The sequence below is a fragment of the Arthrobacter sp. SLBN-53 genome (assembly GCF_006715585.1).
GTDB lineage: Bacteria > Actinomycetota > Actinomycetes > Mycobacteriales > Mycobacteriaceae > Mycobacterium > Mycobacterium neoaurum_A.
Map to the genome: position 1 here is coordinate 138,262 of NZ_VFNN01000001.1, position 16,351 is coordinate 154,612.

Below are 16,351 nucleotides of genomic sequence, written 5' to 3' on the forward strand. Positions count from 1 at the left end.
TGTGATCGTTCGTGAGCTGTGGGGCTGGGTTGGCCGCCAGCGCGCCCGAGCCCGGGCGTGGCACGCAGTCCGGCCACATCGCTTCGCATGGTGGAATTGATGCGTGCCCGCTGACCCTCACATTCGTACGGGATCCGGCGTCGTCCGCGGCCGGTGGGATGATGACGTCGCCGTCTTCCGCGGTATCCCCTACGCACAGCCGCCCGTCGGCGCTCACCGATTCCGGCATCCCGTCGCGCCAGCCTCGTGGGACGGCGTACGTGAAGTAGCTGCGTTCGGGCCACCCTCGCCGCAAGCCGGGACGCCGTCCGCTGACATCAACGCAACGTGGTTGACCCTCAACGTCTGGTCCCCCAGTCTCGGCGCGACCGGGCTACCGGTCATGGTCTGGATTCACGGTGGACGATACATAGAAGGGCACAGCGCCAACCCCCACCACAACGGAGTTCGACTGGCGGCCCACGGTGTCGTCCTGGTAAGCCTCAACTACCGCCTCGGTGCCGAAGGATTCGCCGAAATCTCCGGGGCTCCGAACAATCGTGGCCTGCTCGATCAGATCGCCGCACTGCAATGGGTCCACGACAACATCACCGCGTTCGGCGGTGACCCGCACAACGTCACCGTATTCGGGCAGTCCGCCGGCGGCGGCAGTATCGCGGCGCTACTCACAATGCCTGCAAGTGCCGGCCTTTTCACGCGTGCAATCGCTCAGAGCATGCCGGGCACATTCTTCACTGAACGGCTGGCTGCCGCAGTGTCAGACGAAATTGCCGGCGAACTCGGTGTACAGGCCACAACGACAGACTTGCAACGCTTTTCACCACAAGCGCTCGCCGCGGCCAGTGAGAGACTCTTGCGTAAAATGCCTCACTTTGCCGACTCGTGGGGTCCGATGGCGATGACCCCGACACCGTTCTCACCCATCGTCGACGGAACCACACTGCCCGACGCCCCATGGCGCGCCCTCGCCGATGGCGCCGCTCGCAGTATCGACCTGCTGGTCGGGCACACCCGTGATGAGTACTCCCTGTTTCATCCGTGGCGCGGCAGAGATGTCTCCGACGAATTGCTGACCGAAACCGTGCAGCGACTCGCTCATCACTCATGCCAGCCAGGCGATTACCGCGCGGCATACCCTGATGCCAGCTCCACGGATCTCTACGAAACAGTGAACGCGGACTGGCTGTTTCGCATGCCCTGCGAACATCTCGCCGCCGCCCACCTTGCAGGCGGTGGCACTGCCCGCCTGTACGAGATGGCATGGAGTTTCAACCCTGCGGACGGCGCTTCACACAGTCTCGACATGCTGCTTGTCTTCGGCACATTCATGCGTGAGGACATCACCAGCCATCCCTCGGCGCTCCCCGGGGCGGCAGACGAGTACGAGCAGGTATCGCGCACGATGCGAACGGACTGGGTCGATTTCGCGACCCGCGGCGCGCCCACATGGCCCTCCTACGAGCGGTCAGGCAACCGCACCACACGCGTCTACAACACCGATACCACCGACCGCCCCTACCCCGAAGAAGTGTCACGTCGACTCTGGGCACACCACCGCTTCGACGCCCTCGACTTGTCGTAATCGAAGGCGTCAACTGTGATCAGCTCCTCACATCACGTGTGCGCCGAAACTCATCGGTCAACGCAACGCCATGTGGCGTGGCGCCATAGCCCTGACCCCAGAAGACATCCACGGCGCGATCCACCGCTTCAATCGGATCGAACTCCTTGGGCCGCGCCATAGAGGCGACGCTATCAGTCGATGTCGACCTTCCGGTCCAGAACTCCGTCGTCGTCGAAGCGCGGTGCGGGTGCGGTGTCTCAGCCGTTGGCGTTCCAGAGGAGCGGCGCCTGGTGGATCCATGTGGGATCGTCGACGGTGTCGACGAGGAAGGCTGCAAGATCGGCACGGTTGATGCGCGAGCCAGGTTTATCGGTTCCGCGCACCGCGGCCCGCACGGGTCCACCGGCCGGCTTGTCGGTGAGCGCGACCGCCCTGACCAGAGTCCAATCGGTAGCGGAGGCACGCACGACCTCATCGACGCCACTGTGGTCGACGAAGCCGGCCTTGATGTTCGAAATGTTCACGAAGAATCTGGCGAACGGGCTGATGCGGTTCCAATCGTCGCCGGCACCCATTGAGGAGTTCACGACGATTCGACGGATGTCCTGCTCGGCCATCACTGCCAGGACGTTGCGGATTGCCTCGGTCATGAACATCGGCGGACTGACGGCCTTGGCCCACGGATTGTCGGATGCGCGCGAGTTGTTCAGCGTGCTGATCACCGCCTCCGCACCCTGAGCGGCCTGGCGGATGTCTTCGATGTTCGCCGGTGAGCCCGCGATCAGGTCGACGCCGTCCGGGGCGCTCACGGCGTCGGGGTTACGCACCAGGGCCCGCACATGATGGCCACGTGTCACTGCGTGCGCGAGCACATGGACGCCGGTGCGACCGCTGCCGCCGAGGACAAGCAGATTTGTCATGTGTTCTCCGTTTCGATGGATTGCGCGCCAGTCATACGAGACGCAGCAGCGTCTCCACCCTTTACTTAATGGACGAATGCATATGGCTGAGCTGAAGCGATATCAGGTTCCGGCCCGTGCCAGCTGTGCGGCGTTTGCATTGAGTTGCTCGATGATCGGTCCGGCAACAAACAGCGCAAGCCGTAACGCTTCTCGATCGCTCGTCGTCAATGTCGACAGTAGGGCTTCGAGCTTCTCGTTGTCCTCGATACGCAACCGGCTCAGCAGATCTCGGGCATCGTCGGTGACGGCGACGATTGTCGCGCGGCCATCGTCAGGGTCGGCCACGCGAGTTACCAGCTTGCGGCGTTCGAGGCGCTGAATCAGCTGGGTCATTGCCGGCTGACTTATGCGGATGGCCTCGGTGAGCGCCGTGAGCCGGGTCGGACCCTCGACGCTCAATGTGTGCAAAACCTCCATCGCGGATACGCTGAGCTCTTCGCGATTGAGAAGATGCCTTGTCGCCAAAAGTGCAGACTGCCGGATGGCTTCGGCGAGTCGGTCAGTGCCGTCTTTGTCCGTGGCCATGTCCTCAATATACATCATGTTGCTATGTATATTCTCGCAAAGGTCGAACGGCGCGACGGCTACGCGACCTTGTCGGCGTCGAACACGCCGCGCTTGTCAGCGGATTCTGATACCGGAGATGGCGCGAGAGATCACCAGACGTTGAATCTCGGAGGTGCCCTCGAAGATGGTGTAGATCTTGGCATCCCGGAACCACCGCTCCACGGGATGTTCGCGGCTGTACCCGGCGCCACCCAGGATCTGCACAGCCCGTTCGGTCGCCCACACGGCCACCTCGCTGGCCTTGAGCTTAGACATCGAGCCTTCGCCGGCCTCGAAAGCTTTACCGGACGAGGCCATCCACGCTGCGCGCCACACCAGCAGGCGGGCGGCATCGATCTCGGTACGCATATCGGCCAGCGCGAAGGCGATCGCCTGGTTGTCGATGATCGGACGACCGAACGCATTTCGCTCCTTGGCGTAACCAAGGGCATACTCGTAAGCGGCCCGCGCAATGCCCAGCGCTTGCGCACCGACGATGGGTCGGGTGAATTCAAAGGTGCTCATCGCATTCTGGGTGCCGGTGCGAGCGCCTTCCCGCGCGCGGGCCAGCCGCTCGTCGAGCCGGTCCTTGCCGCCGAGCAGACAACGCCCGGGCACCCGCACGTCGTCGAGGAACACATCGGCGGTATGCGACGACCGCAGGCCCAGCTTGAGAATCTTACGGTTGCCGACCAGCCCCTTGGTGCCTTCCGGGATCACGAAGGTGGCCTGCCCGCGGGACCCCAGCTCGGGATCGACCGACGCGACGACAACGTGTATCGCGGCTACTCCCCCGTTGGTGATCCATGCCTTCTGGCCGTTGAGCACCCATTCGTCGGTGGCCTCGTCATAACGGGCCCTGGTGCGCAGATTCGACACATCCGAGCCGGCATCGGGCTCGGACACGCAGAACGCCCCGAGTTTCGGGTCGGACTTGTCCCCGAGGCACTGCGGACCCCATTCGGCGAACTGTTCCGGAGTGCCCGCGGACAGTAGTCCGCCCAACGCGAGGTTGGTTCCGAAGAGCACCATCGCCGCACCGGCATCGCCCCAGAAGAGCTCCTCGGCGACCAGACACATCAGCAGGCCGGTCGGGTCGGCGAAGAATTGGTTGAGCGCATCCCAGCTGTACAGTCCGATATCGGCCGCCTCTTTGAGCACCGGCCACGGAAGTTCCTCGCGCTCATCCCATTCCGAGGCGGCCGGGCGCAGGACGTCGGCGGCGAAGCCGTGCACCCACTTCTGCAGATCGCGCTGCTCCTCGGTGAGATCCAGGTTGAAGGCCATGCGGTGTTTCCAATCGTCGAAGGTGGGTGGTCAGTTGGAGGCTGCCTCGTCGGCCACGGCCTCCCGTGTGATGCGTTCGAACTGCTCGGCCATGGCCGCCGAGAGTGCTGTGGCCGCCGAGAGCGGTCGCACCATCACCGTGAAGTCATCGATGAGGCCCTCATCGTTGACGTGCAGAAAATCGCAGCCGGTGACCTGCTTTCCGCCGACGACCGCGTTGAACACCAATGCCGAGTCACGACCACCGGTGTCGGTGATCTGTCGGACATAGTGAAAGTCCTCGAATACCCGCAGCACCGCGCGCAGGATCGCCGCGGTGATCGCCTTGCCCGGATAAGGGGCGAATGCGACCGGGCTGGTGAACACCACATCTTCGGCGAGCAGGTCGACGATCGCCTGCTCATCGCGCGCCTCGACGGCCTGACGGAACCGCTGCATGCGGACCACCCCTTAAATAGTCACCAAATTGAGTAATCGCCCATGACACTAACCACACCGCTGTCTAGTTGTCCAGAAGTGACTAATCAACTTGTTGACCAAATGTTGTAGGGTCCAGGCCATGGCGCTTCGCGATGCGGTACTGGCCTCACTTCTCGAAGGCGAGGCATCCGGCTACGACTTGGCCAAACGCTTCAACCGCTCGGTGGCCAACTTCTGGACCGCCACTCCCCAGCAGCTCTACCGCGAACTGGAACGCATGGACGAGCAGGGCCTCATCGAGGCGCGCGTCGTCGCCGAGGGACGTCGACCGGCCAAGCGGCTCTACAGTCTCACCGCGTCCGGCCGAGAAGCGTTCCGAGCCTTCACCCGTGAACAGCCCACGCCCATCGCGATTCGCGATGATCTGTTGGTCATGGTGCAAGGCCTCGACGCCGGTGACGTGACGACGATCCGCGATGCCATCGCCAAGCAAATTCATTGGGCGACCGAGAAACTCGCCGTCTTGCAGAACCTGCAAACGCGCATGCTCGGAGATCGTTCCGAGGACGACTACCTGGCGAGCACCGGTGCCGCGGTCGGCCCCTATCTGACCCTGCTGCGGGGTATCACCTTCGAACAGGAGAACATCCGCTGGGCTGAACGCGCCTTGGCGGTGATCGATCGCAAGTAATCGCCCTGATTCACCGAGGCCGTTGGGCGATCTGCTGGCCGCGCTGCTCGGGCCCGGGCATGGGCACAAGCAGCCGTTCCGCATTTCTCACACCTGATTCGGGGTGTGATCGACACAGACGGCTCACGACGGGATGGCGACCGCGGTGTCGCGGTAACCGCGCGGATCGCGGCCCGTCCAGGCGATGAGCCGCTCGATGGCTGGAGCATCCTCGGGCACCGGGACCGCCTCGGCGAACGGTACGGTGACCTCGTCGAACCCCCTTGCCGCCGATATCTCCTGGTATCGGGTCAGCCGGTTCTCCACCGGCAGCATGCCGCGCATTGCGGCGAATGCCTCCTCCACCACCTCGTCATCCCATCCGGGCCGCTGCCCCGTGGCGACGGCCAGGTCCCACGTATGAACGGTCAATTCGCTGACGTAAGAGGCCAACACGTTCGCCCCGTCACCTTCGATCCACGGTAACGCCATGGGTCGGTCGAGCACGGCATCGTCCATCCACGCGCCGACGGCTCGCTCCGCCGACGCCCGCCACGCGTCGAGACGGCGATCATCGGTCACCGGATCGTCCTTGACGGCCAGCGGATTTGCGCCGTCACCGAGGGCGGCGATTCTCTCCAGCACACCGATGAGGTGAGCCAGCAGTGCTCGCACATCCATCCCCGCACATGGCGTGGGATCCGTGAACTGCGGCGGCCGGACGCCGGCGACGACTCCCCCAGCCGTGGCAATGGCGCGCGCGAGAGTGCGCCGGGGATCGGTATTGACGTCGTTGCGGAAGCTTGAGATGTTCATGTCGTCATTGTGCGGACCGAAACCGGTCATCTCGTGACCAGTTTTATGTGTCATTGTGATGGCATGCGAGCCGACCGGCTGATCGCCATCCTGCTCCTGTTACAACAACGCGAGCAGGTCACCGCAACTCAGGTCGCCCAGGAGCTGGAGGTATCGGAACGCACCGCGCGGCGGTACACCTGAGGACCTCACACCGCATGCCGCACCAGCACTCACGTCGTGCGGTAGGTGGCGATCTCGATGAGATTGCCGTCCGGGTCGGTGCAGTAGTACGACGTCATGTCACCTTGTGCGCCGATCCGGTGAACGGGGCCTTCGGTGACGGGCACTCCCACCTCGGCCAGATGGGCCGCGATCTGCGATGGTGCAGCATCGGCGATCACGCACAGATCCAGCGAGCCGGGGGCATCCACCGCCCCGGTTGGCCAGCCCTGCGAACCGGTGGGTCGCAGGTTGAACTTCTGGCCACCGAACATCAACGCGGTGCGGTCGCCGCGAAAAACCTCGCGCCGCATGCCCAGCACCCGCTCATACCACTCGGCGGTGACCTCGATATCGCGACAATTGATCACTACATGGTCGATTCGATCGATGGCGAAAGTCATACCCCACGCTACCGGCGATCACCATCGATCGTGGCAGATCACATCCGGCGATGATGCCAAGTGAACTGCGCAACAACAATTGTGGATACAGGCCAGGTCTGGTCGAGCTGGGGCATCAGCTCACCCGTAGGCTCAGCGGATGCACAACGTGGTTCTGGCCAGCCCGGCGGTAGCCGCGGCGCTGACAGCAGGGCTGACGGTCTACGCGGCTTTGATTCTCGTGAGCATCGCGGTAGCCATCTATTACGCACGCAGGCAACGGCGTCGGCCGGCGATCGCCACCGCGGTGCTGGTCGGCATACTGACCTTGGGCGGGCTGATCATGGCCATTGTGAGCAGCATTTCTTGAGTGGCTGGTGGCCTACCGCCAGGAGAACGCTCATGCGCAGCAGTGCACCTACACGAAGGCGTCGCGGTGGGCGATCGCCCATTCGCGATAGGTGACCGCATCGCGGCCCGTGATCTCCTGGACCGCGTGCGTCACCACGGCGTGCTCGGTGGTCTCGAACTCCCACTGGGCCATGAGCAGATCGAGGTACTCCGGCGGTATCACCTGGCCGTAGAGCGCGCGCGCTTCACGCTCGGAGAGCACCGTGATACCGATGGGCTCGCCGATCGCCTCGCCGATGAGCCTGACCTGCTCGTGCATGGTCAACGAGTCCGGCCCGGTGAGCACAAGCTTCTTCCCGTCGAGGTGTGGTGTGGTGATCGCCCGGACGGCGACCGCGGCGATGTCCTCGTCGGTGATCGGCGCCTGTTGGGAATCAGGAAAGGGCAACCCGACCATGCGATTATGGCGAATCTGCTGTGCCCAGAAGCGGATAGCGTTGCGCGCGAAGGCACCCGGGCGCAACGAGACGGTGGTGAAGCCGCCACCGCTGATGGCGTTCTCCACGGCGAGGTGCCGTTGTTTGTTGTATTCGACGAACGGTTCGTGGCGAGTGGTGTCGATGGTGGAAAGCACCACCACCTTCGTCACACCGGCCGCGCTCAGTTCGTCGACCAGTTCGGGCAGCACCTCGTGTCGGGTGAAGCTGAACAGGAACACGCAATCGATACCCTCGAGTGCCGGTCGCATAGTCGCCGGTCGATCGAGATCGCTGGAAAATATTTGCGCACAACGCATGTGATCTGATCGCGGATGACGGCACGTTGCCCGCACCTGCACTCCGCTGCCGTGCAGTTGGTCGATGATGGCAGAGCCGACCCCGCCGCTGGCGCCGGTGATGAGCACTCTCATGGTGTGTCCTTTCTTTACTGATGAACTCGACAGTAAGAAGCACGTCTCATCAACGCCAATAATGATCTCTGATATGAGAGATTCATCGTGTGAATCTTTCCGGCGTCGACCTGAACTTGCTCGTTGTCTTGCACGCAGTTCTCCAGGAGCGCAGTGCGACAAAGGCGGCGACCCGGCTGCATCTGACCCAACCCGCGGTCTCGAATGCGTTGGCACGGTTGCGGGTGCTCCTCGGCGATCCGTTGGTGGTGCGCTCCGGCCGAGGCCTGACCCCCACCCCGGCGGCGCTGGCAATCCAGCCCCGACTCGACGCCGCACTGCAATTGGTGGAGGGCATCGTTCGCGACCTCGATGACTTCGATTTGAAGACGACGACCCGCGAATGGGTCATCGCATTCGCCGACCTGTACGGCCCGCTGGTGCTACCGGGTCTGGACCGGCTGCTTCAGCAACGGGCCCCCGGGTCCGCCATCAGGGTCGCACCGCTGGACCGCATCAGCGTGGTCGATGCTCTGGCCACCGGGGAGATCGACCTCTACCTGGGAATACCTACGACGATCCCGTCGGCATGGCACTCAGAACCCGCGTTCGTGGACGACATGGTGGGCGTGATGTCTGCACACCGTCCCGATGCCGGGATCGGTATGACACTCGAACGCTTCGTCGATCTGCCGCACGCACACGTCCAGATCAGCCCGGGCCGGGGCCGCGAGGTCGACGATGCCCTCGGTCGGTTGGGACACGCACGACGCATATGCTTCACGGTCTCGCACTACAGCTCGCTGTTTCCGATTGTCGAGAACGGTCGGTGCATCGCCGTCGTGCCACGAAGCCTTGCCCGTCACCATGCGCAGCGCTCGGCGATCACGCTTTTCGAGCTGCCGTTGCCACTGCCGTCCTACGAGGTGAGGTTGTTCTGGCATGAGCGGGTCGACAACGACCCCGGGATCGCGGCCCTGCGTGCAGTTTTGCGTGACGTGCTCGATGCCTTGCCGCCAGACTGAGACACTGCGGTCAGCCCCTGGAGAGTGCCCGGCTCATCTCGATGATCAGTCGCGCATTGCTTGCCGACGGGGTCGCCGGATGCAGAGCTTGATGCAACAGCATGCCGCGCAGCGCCGCCACCGCGACGGTCGCCATGGCCAGCGCCTGCTCGGTCCCGTTCCCCTCGCGTTCGGCCGCCGAAGCCAGCATGGCGGTCAAATCATCGAGCGAATCGATGAACTCGCCGAAATTCTCGGGGCAGTACGCGGCCAGCGCCGCAACGTGAAAGAACCCGCGTGTGCGCGAGAGTTGTCCGGGTCGGGTGTACGTCCGCCACATCGCCGCGATCAGGTCGTCGAAACCACCGTCCACGGCGACCTTGCTCAGTGTTCGATTGTCACGTGACCGCCGAGCCGTGAGCATGGCCGCCAAAACCCCAGACAATGAACCGAAGTGGTAACGCAGTAGCGCGTGGCTGGTCTGCGCACGTTCGGCAACCTCTCGCAGTGACACGTCCGGTGACGGAAAGTTGTCCCCGAAGGCGTCGAGCAATGTGACCAGCAGGCGTTCGCGCGCATCACCTTTGCGGTCGGAGCTTGACACGGTCATACGACTAGTTTATCCATTGGATAAGTTATTTTCCAGTGGAAAAACTGATGCCGAGGCTGTGAGGGACGTTCTATGAGTTCGATGTGGCATGGGTGTCTGCCCGACACCGACTACTTCGAGATCCACTCCAGCGGTGGCCATGGCTATGGCGTATGGGTCACCGCACCGCCGGGCTACACCCCGTCCGCGCAAGCACCCGTCGTCTATGTGCTCGACGGGAACTGGGCAGTCGGCATGACGGCACCGCTCATCGTCACCCAGTTGGATCCGTTACAGCGGATTCAGCCCTACATCCAAGTGACCATCGGCTACGCCGGCGAAGAAGCAAACGACTGGGATCGACTGCGCAACAGAGATTTCGTCCCGCCGGGTGAGCCGATCGCCCCAGAACTCATCGATGCCGTCGAGATGGGAGTGCGCGACGGCACGAGAACCCGCCGGCAAGCCGATGCCTACGTTGCAGAGCTGCGCGATGCGCACGCTGACGTGTTCCTGACGTTCATCACCACGGATCTTCATCCCCGCATCGAACGCGAATATGGCACGGCTGCCAGCGGACACGGCATCTTCGGCTACTCATATGGTGGGCTCTTCGCGATGTATGCCTGGCTTGCCGATACCGGGCTGTTCGACAGCGTCGGAGCCGGAAGCCCCGGCGTCATCGGCGCAGACAGCCAGATCTTCACGATGCTCGACACCATGGGTGACACCCGGCCGAAGGCAAGACTCCACGTCACAATGAACGATCGAGAGCTGTTGGGCGACTTGACCGTATATCAGAAGCTCGCGAGGAACGTCACAGACGTCCTGCATCGACTACTCCCCTGCGACGGCGTCAGTGCCGAGATCTTGCGCGAGACTCATGTCACCGGAATGCAGGCGTCGTTCCTGAGCTACCTCAGGAACTGCCGCCCGCTGTGATGCCACGGTGTAGATCGATGAGTTCGACGAGATGTCGGTGCACATCGTCCAAGGGCGCTGTGGAGCGTTGCGCGATGGCCATGACCACCGCCCCTTCGATGGACGCGATGGCCATGGTCGCCAGGCTTGCACGGGCCTCTTCGGGAATCCCGTTGTCGCGCAGAGTTGCCGTCAGCAACTGACCCCACTCGGCGAAGACCGTGGCGGCAACCTCAGCGGCCTCGGGCGAGTCGCTGCGCCCCAATGCCGCCGCAACGATTGGGCAGCCGGCCGCAAAGTCCGCGGCCACCAGCATCGTCTTCCATTGGTTCACGAACGCCGAGAGCGGATCAGCGGCACCGTTGAGCGCGGCGATATAGGACCCGATGGCGGCGCCTGCGCGCGCGGTGGCCGCCGACACCATCTCGGCCTTTCCGCCAGGAAAGGCCAGGTAGATGGAGCGGCGTGAGACGCCGGCACGATCGAGCACGGCGGCGATCCCCGTTCCGGCAACACCGAATCGCTGGATCAGGTGGATGGTGCTCTCGATGAGTTTGTCGCTCGCCGCCATTCGCCGCGACACCCCTTTCGTGATGACCATCACACGCAATCGGTCGTTGTCACTATACCAATCGGTGTACTAGCGTCCGGTAAACCAATCGTTCTACCAACGGAGGCGCGACCATGCTGGATGGCCAACGATGGATGGTGGTCGTGGTTGTGGGAGTCATTGCCATCTCGGCCGCGGTGATCGGCTCGCTGAGGTTGCGCGACATTCCGGATCGCGCCATCGGCCACTCCCCTCCCCCACATGCTGTGTCCGCTCCGCGCGAGCGACTCGTCGAGTACCGACTGGACGGCGATCCCGGTCGCCACGCCGTGGTGTCCTACCTCACCCCGGAAGGGCACGTCGTCGATGCCGATGTGGCCCTGCCGTGGCGCACCCAGGCACCCATCAGCACCCTCACCGCCGCCGTCGGCCTCGCCGCTCAGACCAGTGGCAGTCGTCTGCGCTGTGAGATCGCCGTCGACGGGCAATCACGAATCCGTCGAGAGGCCATGGCGGACGCCGCCGTCGTCAACTGCTCGGTACCGGCGGTCTGAACCATGACCATTCCCAAGGCCCTTCGCGGTATCGCGGGCGAACTGCGACGCCCGATACGCATGAGCGGCGTCCGCACTGCCGCTGCGGATCGTCCGTGGTGGGCGCGAGTGCTGTACGGATTGTCACTGCCCATCGTGCTCGGCTGGCTGGTCGTCGTCGGCGCCCTCAACATCGCCGTGCCGCAGCTGGAAACGGTGATCGATCAGCACGCGAAGTCATTTCTCCCCGACGAGGCGTCCGCGGTGCAGGCGCTGGTCAAGATGGGCGATCACTTCGGCGGCGGCGGCAGTAACAACTTCGTGTATCTGCTCGTCGAGGGCCAACAGCCGCTCGGCGGGCCGGCGCGCGACTACTACGACGCGGTGGTCCACAAACTCACCGCCGATGAGCGGCACGTGAGTTCGATCATGAATCTCTGGTCGGATCCCGATCTCGCACCCGCCGCCCAGAGTGCGGACGGCAGAGCGGCCTACGGGCTGGTGAACCTCACCGGAAACATGGGCACCGCAGCCGCGATGGAGTCCACCCGCGCCGCGCGCGACATCATCGCCTCGGTGCCGGCACCCGAGGGTGTCTCGGCACACATCACCGGTCCATCGGCAGTGGTCAACGACGAGTTGGTGGCCATCTCGGATTCGATACTGCGGCTCATCATCCTGTGCTCCGTCTTGGTGACCGCCGTGCTGTTGGCGGTCTATCGTTCGCTGGTAACGGCCTTGGTGCCGCTGATCACGGTCGCCGCCAGCCTCGGCGGTGCCCGCGCGTTGATTGCCCTCTTCAGTCAGATGGAATTGATCAGCGTGTCGATATTCGCCGCGGCACTATCGGCCGTGGTGGTATTGGGCGCCGGTACCAACTACGGAATCTTCCTGTTGGGGCGGTACCAGGAGGGCCGCCGCCGCGGACTGGACTCGGAGGCCGCCTTCTACGCGGCACTCAGCGGTGTCGCACACATCATCATCGCATCGGCACTCACGGTGGCCGGCGCCATGGCGTGTCTCACGCTCACCAGGCTGTCGATCTTCAGCACGTCGGGACTTCCCTGCACCATCGCGATTGTCGTAACGCTCTGTGCAGCATTGACATTGGGACCCGCTCTACTCGCGATTCTGATCCGGATGGGATACGTCGAGCCCCGCGGCGACGGCTCCGCCCGCCGATGGCGACGCATCGCCACGGCAGTTGTGCGGTGGCCGGGGCCGGTGCTGACCGGAGCCACCGCCATCTTGCTGGTGGCGATAGCCTTCGTGCCGATGTACCAGCCCAGCTACGACGAACGGCGCGCGCAGCCCACCGATTCCCCCGCCAATGTGGGGTTTGCGGCGGCCGACCGCCACCTGCCGCCCAATGTCATGGCACCGAGCGTTGTGATCATCGAAGCCGACCACGACATGCGCAACCCGGCCGACCTGATCGCTCTGGAACGGTTGACCGCCGCCATCGCCGGCCTGGACGGTATCGACACCGTCCAAGGCATGACCAGGCCGCTGAAAGCGCCGATAGCGCAGGGCACTTTGGCAAGCCAAGCCGGCTACATAGGCAGCCGGATCGAGCAGAGCGCAGCACTGCTGAATGCCCGGTTGGGTGACATCGAGGCCGTCGAAGCCGCCCTCGACGGCCTCGACGGATCGGCCAGGGAACTCTCGAGCGCTCTCTCCCAGGGGCAGAGCGGCGCCGGCGACGTGGTCTCGGCCATGACCGTGCTGAAATCCGAAGCCGTGAACCTGACCTCGAAGCTGGCCATCGTGCAGGATGCCAGCGAGCCCGCTGTCAATGTTCTCAGGGGCCTTCCACAGTGCCAGTCGATCGAGGTCTGTCAGGGCGCGTTGACCGGATTCTCGCTGATCGATGACGTCCGCGGACTCGATGAGCTGTCCGCCAAGGTCGAGCAGGGCACCACCGCGGCCGCCGCCGCCCTTCCGCACGCGGCGTCGCAGATCCCGGCCATCACCTCGGCGATTACTCAAGTGCGGCAGGTGATCCAACCGCTCAAGAGCAGTCTGCAAGCGCTCATCCCGCAGACCACTGAGATCACTGCTTTTCTTGACGAGGTCAGCCGCTCCTACGCCGAGGGCGCACCGTCCACCGGGTTCTTCCTACCTGCCCAAGCCATCGACAGCCCGCTGTTCCGCAGCGCAGTCCCCTATTTCTTCTCCTCCGACGGCACCGTGACCCGCATGGTGGTCACGCCCGAGATCGAGGGATTCAGCCGTCAGGCAATGGATTTGAGCGAGCGCGTGATACCCGCTGCGCTGGGTGCGATCAAAGGAACCTCGTTGCAGGGTGCGACCGTGAGTATCGGTGGCCCCGGCGGGACACTGCTGAACATCGAATCCTTTGCACACGAGGACTTCATCGCCATCGCGGTCGCGGCATTCGCGTTCGTGTTCTGCGTCGTGCTGGTGCTGTTGCGCAGTCTCGTCGCCGCGGTGGTGGTTATCGCGACGGTCGGGATCTCCTATCTGGCGGCGTTGGGGCTGGGCGTGTTCGTCTGGCAGAACCTCGTGGGCAACCCCCTGCACTGGGCAGTTGCGCCGGTCGCATTCTCCTTTCTGGTCGCTGTCGGTGCCGACTACAACATGTTGCTGGTGAGCAGGATGAAAGAGGAGATGGCCGCCGGTACGAGCACCGGCTTGATCCGCGCAATGGTGGGCACCGGCAGCGTGGTCACCACCGCCGGCCTCACCTTCGGGGTCACCATGTTCGCGATGCTCGGCAGTTCGGCCACCAACATCGCCCAGATCGGCACGACCGTCGCGTTCGGGCTGGTGATCGACACGCTGATCGTTCGTTCCGTGATGGTTCCGGCCATCGCGCGGTTGTGTGGCCGATGGTTCTGGTGGCCGACGGCATTCGTCAGAATGCCCGCGCACGCCGGGCCCGCATCACCCACACTGGACCCGACGAGAAATGCACGGGAGGAACGACTACACACATGACCGGCGCCGCCGAATTCGACTACGTCATCGTGGGTGCGGGCAGCGCCGGCTGCCTGCTGGCGAACAGGCTCAGCGCCAACCCCGGTCAACGAGTGCTGTTGGTCGAGGCCGGTGGTCAGGACGACTGGTTCTGGATCAAGATCCCGGTTGGCTATCTCTACACCATCGCCAACCCGCGGACCGACTGGTGTTACATGACCGAGGCCGATCCTGGCTTGGCGGATCGCAGCATCATTTATGCGCGCGGCCGGGTGATCGGCGGTTGTTCGTCGATCAACGCCATGATCCATATGCGCGGACAGGCCAGCGATTACGCCGCGTGGGCGCAGGCGACCGGTGATGACCGATGGCTGTGGGGCGGTCGCGAAGCTGCAGGCCAGACGCTGTCGATCTACAAGCAACTGGAGGACTACTTCGGCGGCGCCGATGACTTTCACGGTGCCGGTGGTGAGATCCGTGTCGAGCGACCGCGGGTGCGCTGGAAGATTCTGGACGCCTGGCAGGCCGCCGCCGCCCAGGTGGGGATTTCCCCCATCGAGGAGTTCAACCGCGGGGACAACGCCGGCAGCGCGTACTTCCACGTCAACCAGCGCCGGGGACGACGCTGGTCGATGGCCGACGCGTTCCTCCATCCGGTCGCCCACCGGCCGAACCTCACCATCTACACCAAAACGCAAGCGGTACAGCTGTTGACGGACGAGCAGGTACCCGACAGCCTACGACGTGGCGCGTGGACCACCGCCAAGCATCGGGCCACCGGCGTCCGGCTGATCAAAGACGGGCACTACGTCGACGTAAGGGCCAGGCGCGAGGTGATCCTCAGCGCCGGTGCCATCGGATCACCCCACCTCATGCAGGCTTCCGGTCTGGGACCGGCCGGGCTGCTCGCGGCACATCAGATTCCGGTGCGCGTCGACCTGCCCGGCGTCGGCGAGAACCTGCAGGATCACCTCCAGCTCAGAACGGTCTATCGAGTCCATGGCGCTCGCACCGTCAACACGCTCTATCGCAACCTGATCACCCGGGCCGGAATGGGATTGCAGTATCTGTTGACCCGGTCAGGTCCGATGACCATGCCGCCGTCGACCCTGGGTGCCTTCGCGACCAGCGACCCGAGCCGCACGAGTCCGGATCTGGAGTGGCACGTGCAGCCGCTGTCGCTGGCCAAGTTCGGCGAGCCGCTACACCGGTTCGGAGCCATTACTCCCTCGGTGTGCAACCTGCGGCCCAGTTCTCGCGGCCACGTACGACTGACGAGTGCCGATCCCCTTACCTATCCGAAGATCTCGTGCAACTACCTGTCGACCGACGATGATCTTCGGGCCGCCGTGCAGGGCTTGCGGATGACGCGCACCATCATGGCGGCTCCGGCGCTGGCGCCCTACCGTCCCGAAGAGTTGCTACCCGGCCCGCAACTGGTCGGCGATGACGACCTGCAGCAGGCGGCCAGGGAACTGGGCACCACCATCTTCCACCCGGTCGGCACCTGCGCCATGGGCGCCTTCGATGCCCAAGGGCGACCGCGGTCGACCGCCACGGTGCTGGACACAGATTGTCGGGCGTACCGAGTCGCCGGTCTTCGTGTCGTCGATGCTTCGGCGATGCCGACCATCACGTCCGGGAACACCAACGCGCCAGTGATGTTGATCGCCGAGCGAGCCGCGAGGGCCATCCTGGAATAAACCGGGCCGCGGTCGTACTTGG

19 protein-coding genes are annotated in these 16,351 nt (G+C 64.1%); 9 read left to right on the top strand and 10 right to left on the bottom strand.

From position 1 onward, the window contains the following. Positions 1-103 precede the first annotated feature (103 nt). Entirely contained in the window at positions 104-1,582 is a 1,479-nt protein-coding gene (locus FBY28_RS00645; RefSeq protein WP_216847409.1) for a carboxylesterase/lipase family protein, read from the top strand. Positions 1,583-1,601: 19 nt separating this feature from the next. Here FBY28_RS00645 and FBY28_RS25930 read toward each other — a convergent pair whose 3' ends face one another. The 5 genes from FBY28_RS25930 to FBY28_RS00670 form a co-directional block, all read right to left on the bottom strand. Further along, a complete protein-coding gene (locus FBY28_RS25930; protein ID WP_216847410.1) occupies positions 1,602-1,742 on the bottom strand; it encodes a hypothetical protein in 141 nt (46 codons plus the stop codon). Positions 1,743-1,821: 79 nt separating this feature from the next. Beyond that, positions 1,822-2,484: an NAD(P)-dependent oxidoreductase gene (locus tag FBY28_RS00655; protein ID WP_141863505.1), complete on the bottom strand. Its 663-nt coding sequence runs from the start codon at positions 2,482-2,484 to the stop codon at positions 1,822-1,824. Positions 2,485-2,586: 102 nt separating this feature from the next. Beyond that, positions 2,587-3,051 carry a MarR family winged helix-turn-helix transcriptional regulator gene (locus FBY28_RS00660; protein WP_141863506.1) on the bottom strand — a complete coding sequence of 155 codons (465 nt, stop codon included), beginning with the start codon at positions 3,049-3,051 and terminating at the stop codon, positions 2,587-2,589. A 96-nt stretch (positions 3,052-3,147) separates the two neighbouring features. Further along, on the bottom strand, positions 3,148-4,359 hold the full coding sequence (locus FBY28_RS00665; protein ID WP_141863507.1) for an acyl-CoA dehydrogenase family protein: 1,212 nt from the start codon (positions 4,357-4,359) through the stop codon (positions 3,148-3,150). 30 nt (positions 4,360-4,389) lie between these two features. Further along, positions 4,390-4,797 (bottom strand): nuclear transport factor 2 family protein, encoded by a 408-nt coding sequence (locus FBY28_RS00670; protein WP_141863508.1) that lies wholly within the window; start codon positions 4,795-4,797, stop codon positions 4,390-4,392. 121 nt (positions 4,798-4,918) lie between these two features. On the opposite strand from FBY28_RS00670, the gene FBY28_RS00675 reads away from it, so the two are divergent. Beyond that, positions 4,919-5,470, top strand: a complete 552-nt coding sequence (locus FBY28_RS00675; RefSeq protein ID WP_141863509.1) for a PadR family transcriptional regulator — start codon at positions 4,919-4,921, stop codon at positions 5,468-5,470. 123 nt (positions 5,471-5,593) lie between these two features. On the opposite strand, the gene FBY28_RS00680 is transcribed toward FBY28_RS00675, so the two are convergent. Continuing rightward, on the bottom strand, positions 5,594-6,265 hold the full coding sequence (locus FBY28_RS00680) for a TIGR03086 family metal-binding protein (RefSeq protein WP_141863510.1): 672 nt from the start codon (positions 6,263-6,265) through the stop codon (positions 5,594-5,596). A 63-nt stretch (positions 6,266-6,328) separates the two neighbouring features. On the opposite strand from FBY28_RS00680, the gene FBY28_RS00685 reads away from it, so the two are divergent. Then, positions 6,329-6,448 carry an HTH domain-containing protein gene (locus tag FBY28_RS00685; RefSeq protein WP_286177600.1) on the top strand — a complete coding sequence of 40 codons (120 nt, stop codon included), beginning with the start codon at positions 6,329-6,331 and terminating at the stop codon, positions 6,446-6,448. A gap of 29 nt (positions 6,449-6,477) precedes the next feature. On the opposite strand, the gene FBY28_RS00690 is transcribed toward FBY28_RS00685, so the two are convergent. Then, positions 6,478-6,870, bottom strand: a complete 393-nt coding sequence (locus FBY28_RS00690; RefSeq protein WP_141863511.1) for a VOC family protein — start codon at positions 6,868-6,870, stop codon at positions 6,478-6,480. 139 nt (positions 6,871-7,009) lie between these two features. Between FBY28_RS00690 and FBY28_RS00695 the strand changes: the two genes are divergently transcribed. Continuing rightward, positions 7,010-7,219: a hypothetical protein gene (locus FBY28_RS00695; protein ID WP_141863512.1), complete on the top strand. Its 210-nt coding sequence runs from the start codon at positions 7,010-7,012 to the stop codon at positions 7,217-7,219. Between the two features lie 48 nt (positions 7,220-7,267). Here the strand turns inward: FBY28_RS00695 and FBY28_RS00700 are convergent, their stop codons facing one another. Continuing rightward, positions 7,268-8,110 carry an NAD(P)H-binding protein gene (locus FBY28_RS00700; RefSeq protein WP_141863513.1) on the bottom strand — a complete coding sequence of 281 codons (843 nt, stop codon included), beginning with the start codon at positions 8,108-8,110 and terminating at the stop codon, positions 7,268-7,270. An 89-nt stretch (positions 8,111-8,199) separates the two neighbouring features. On the opposite strand from FBY28_RS00700, the gene FBY28_RS00705 reads away from it, so the two are divergent. Continuing rightward, positions 8,200-9,114, top strand: a complete 915-nt coding sequence (locus FBY28_RS00705; protein ID WP_141863514.1) for a LysR family transcriptional regulator — start codon at positions 8,200-8,202, stop codon at positions 9,112-9,114. A gap of 10 nt (positions 9,115-9,124) precedes the next feature. Here FBY28_RS00705 and FBY28_RS00710 read toward each other — a convergent pair whose 3' ends face one another. Continuing rightward, positions 9,125-9,703 carry a TetR/AcrR family transcriptional regulator gene (locus FBY28_RS00710; RefSeq protein ID WP_141863515.1) on the bottom strand — a complete coding sequence of 193 codons (579 nt, stop codon included), beginning with the start codon at positions 9,701-9,703 and terminating at the stop codon, positions 9,125-9,127. Between the two features lie 234 nt (positions 9,704-9,937). On the opposite strand from FBY28_RS00710, the gene FBY28_RS00715 reads away from it, so the two are divergent. Continuing rightward, on the top strand, positions 9,938-10,624 hold the full coding sequence (locus tag FBY28_RS00715; protein WP_353618504.1) for an alpha/beta hydrolase: 687 nt from the start codon (positions 9,938-9,940) through the stop codon (positions 10,622-10,624). Here FBY28_RS00715 and FBY28_RS00720 read toward each other — a convergent pair. Then, complete coding sequence (locus FBY28_RS00720; RefSeq protein ID WP_141863517.1) at positions 10,602-11,174, bottom strand: TetR/AcrR family transcriptional regulator; 573 nt, start codon at positions 11,172-11,174, stop codon at positions 10,602-10,604. The genes FBY28_RS00715 and FBY28_RS00720 overlap by 23 nt on opposite strands. Positions 11,175-11,317: 143 nt before the next feature. Here FBY28_RS00720 and FBY28_RS00725 point away from each other — a divergent pair, with 143 nt between their 5' ends. From FBY28_RS00725 to FBY28_RS00735, 3 genes are read left to right on the top strand one after another with little or no spacing between them, the layout of a single operon-like run. Then, positions 11,318-11,707, top strand: coding sequence for an MmpS family transport accessory protein (locus tag FBY28_RS00725; protein WP_160145448.1), 390 nt, complete (start codon positions 11,318-11,320; stop codon positions 11,705-11,707). 3 nt (positions 11,708-11,710) lie between these two features. After that, complete coding sequence (locus FBY28_RS00730; RefSeq protein WP_141863519.1) at positions 11,711-14,647, top strand: MMPL/RND family transporter; 2,937 nt, start codon at positions 11,711-11,713, stop codon at positions 14,645-14,647. Beyond that, the gene (locus FBY28_RS00735; RefSeq protein ID WP_141863520.1) at positions 14,644-16,329 is read left to right on the top strand and encodes a GMC family oxidoreductase; all 1,686 of its coding nucleotides are present in this window, start codon (positions 14,644-14,646) and stop codon (positions 16,327-16,329) included. Before FBY28_RS00730 ends, FBY28_RS00735 begins: the two co-directional genes overlap by 4 nt. The last annotated feature ends 22 nt before the right edge of the window (positions 16,330-16,351 follow it).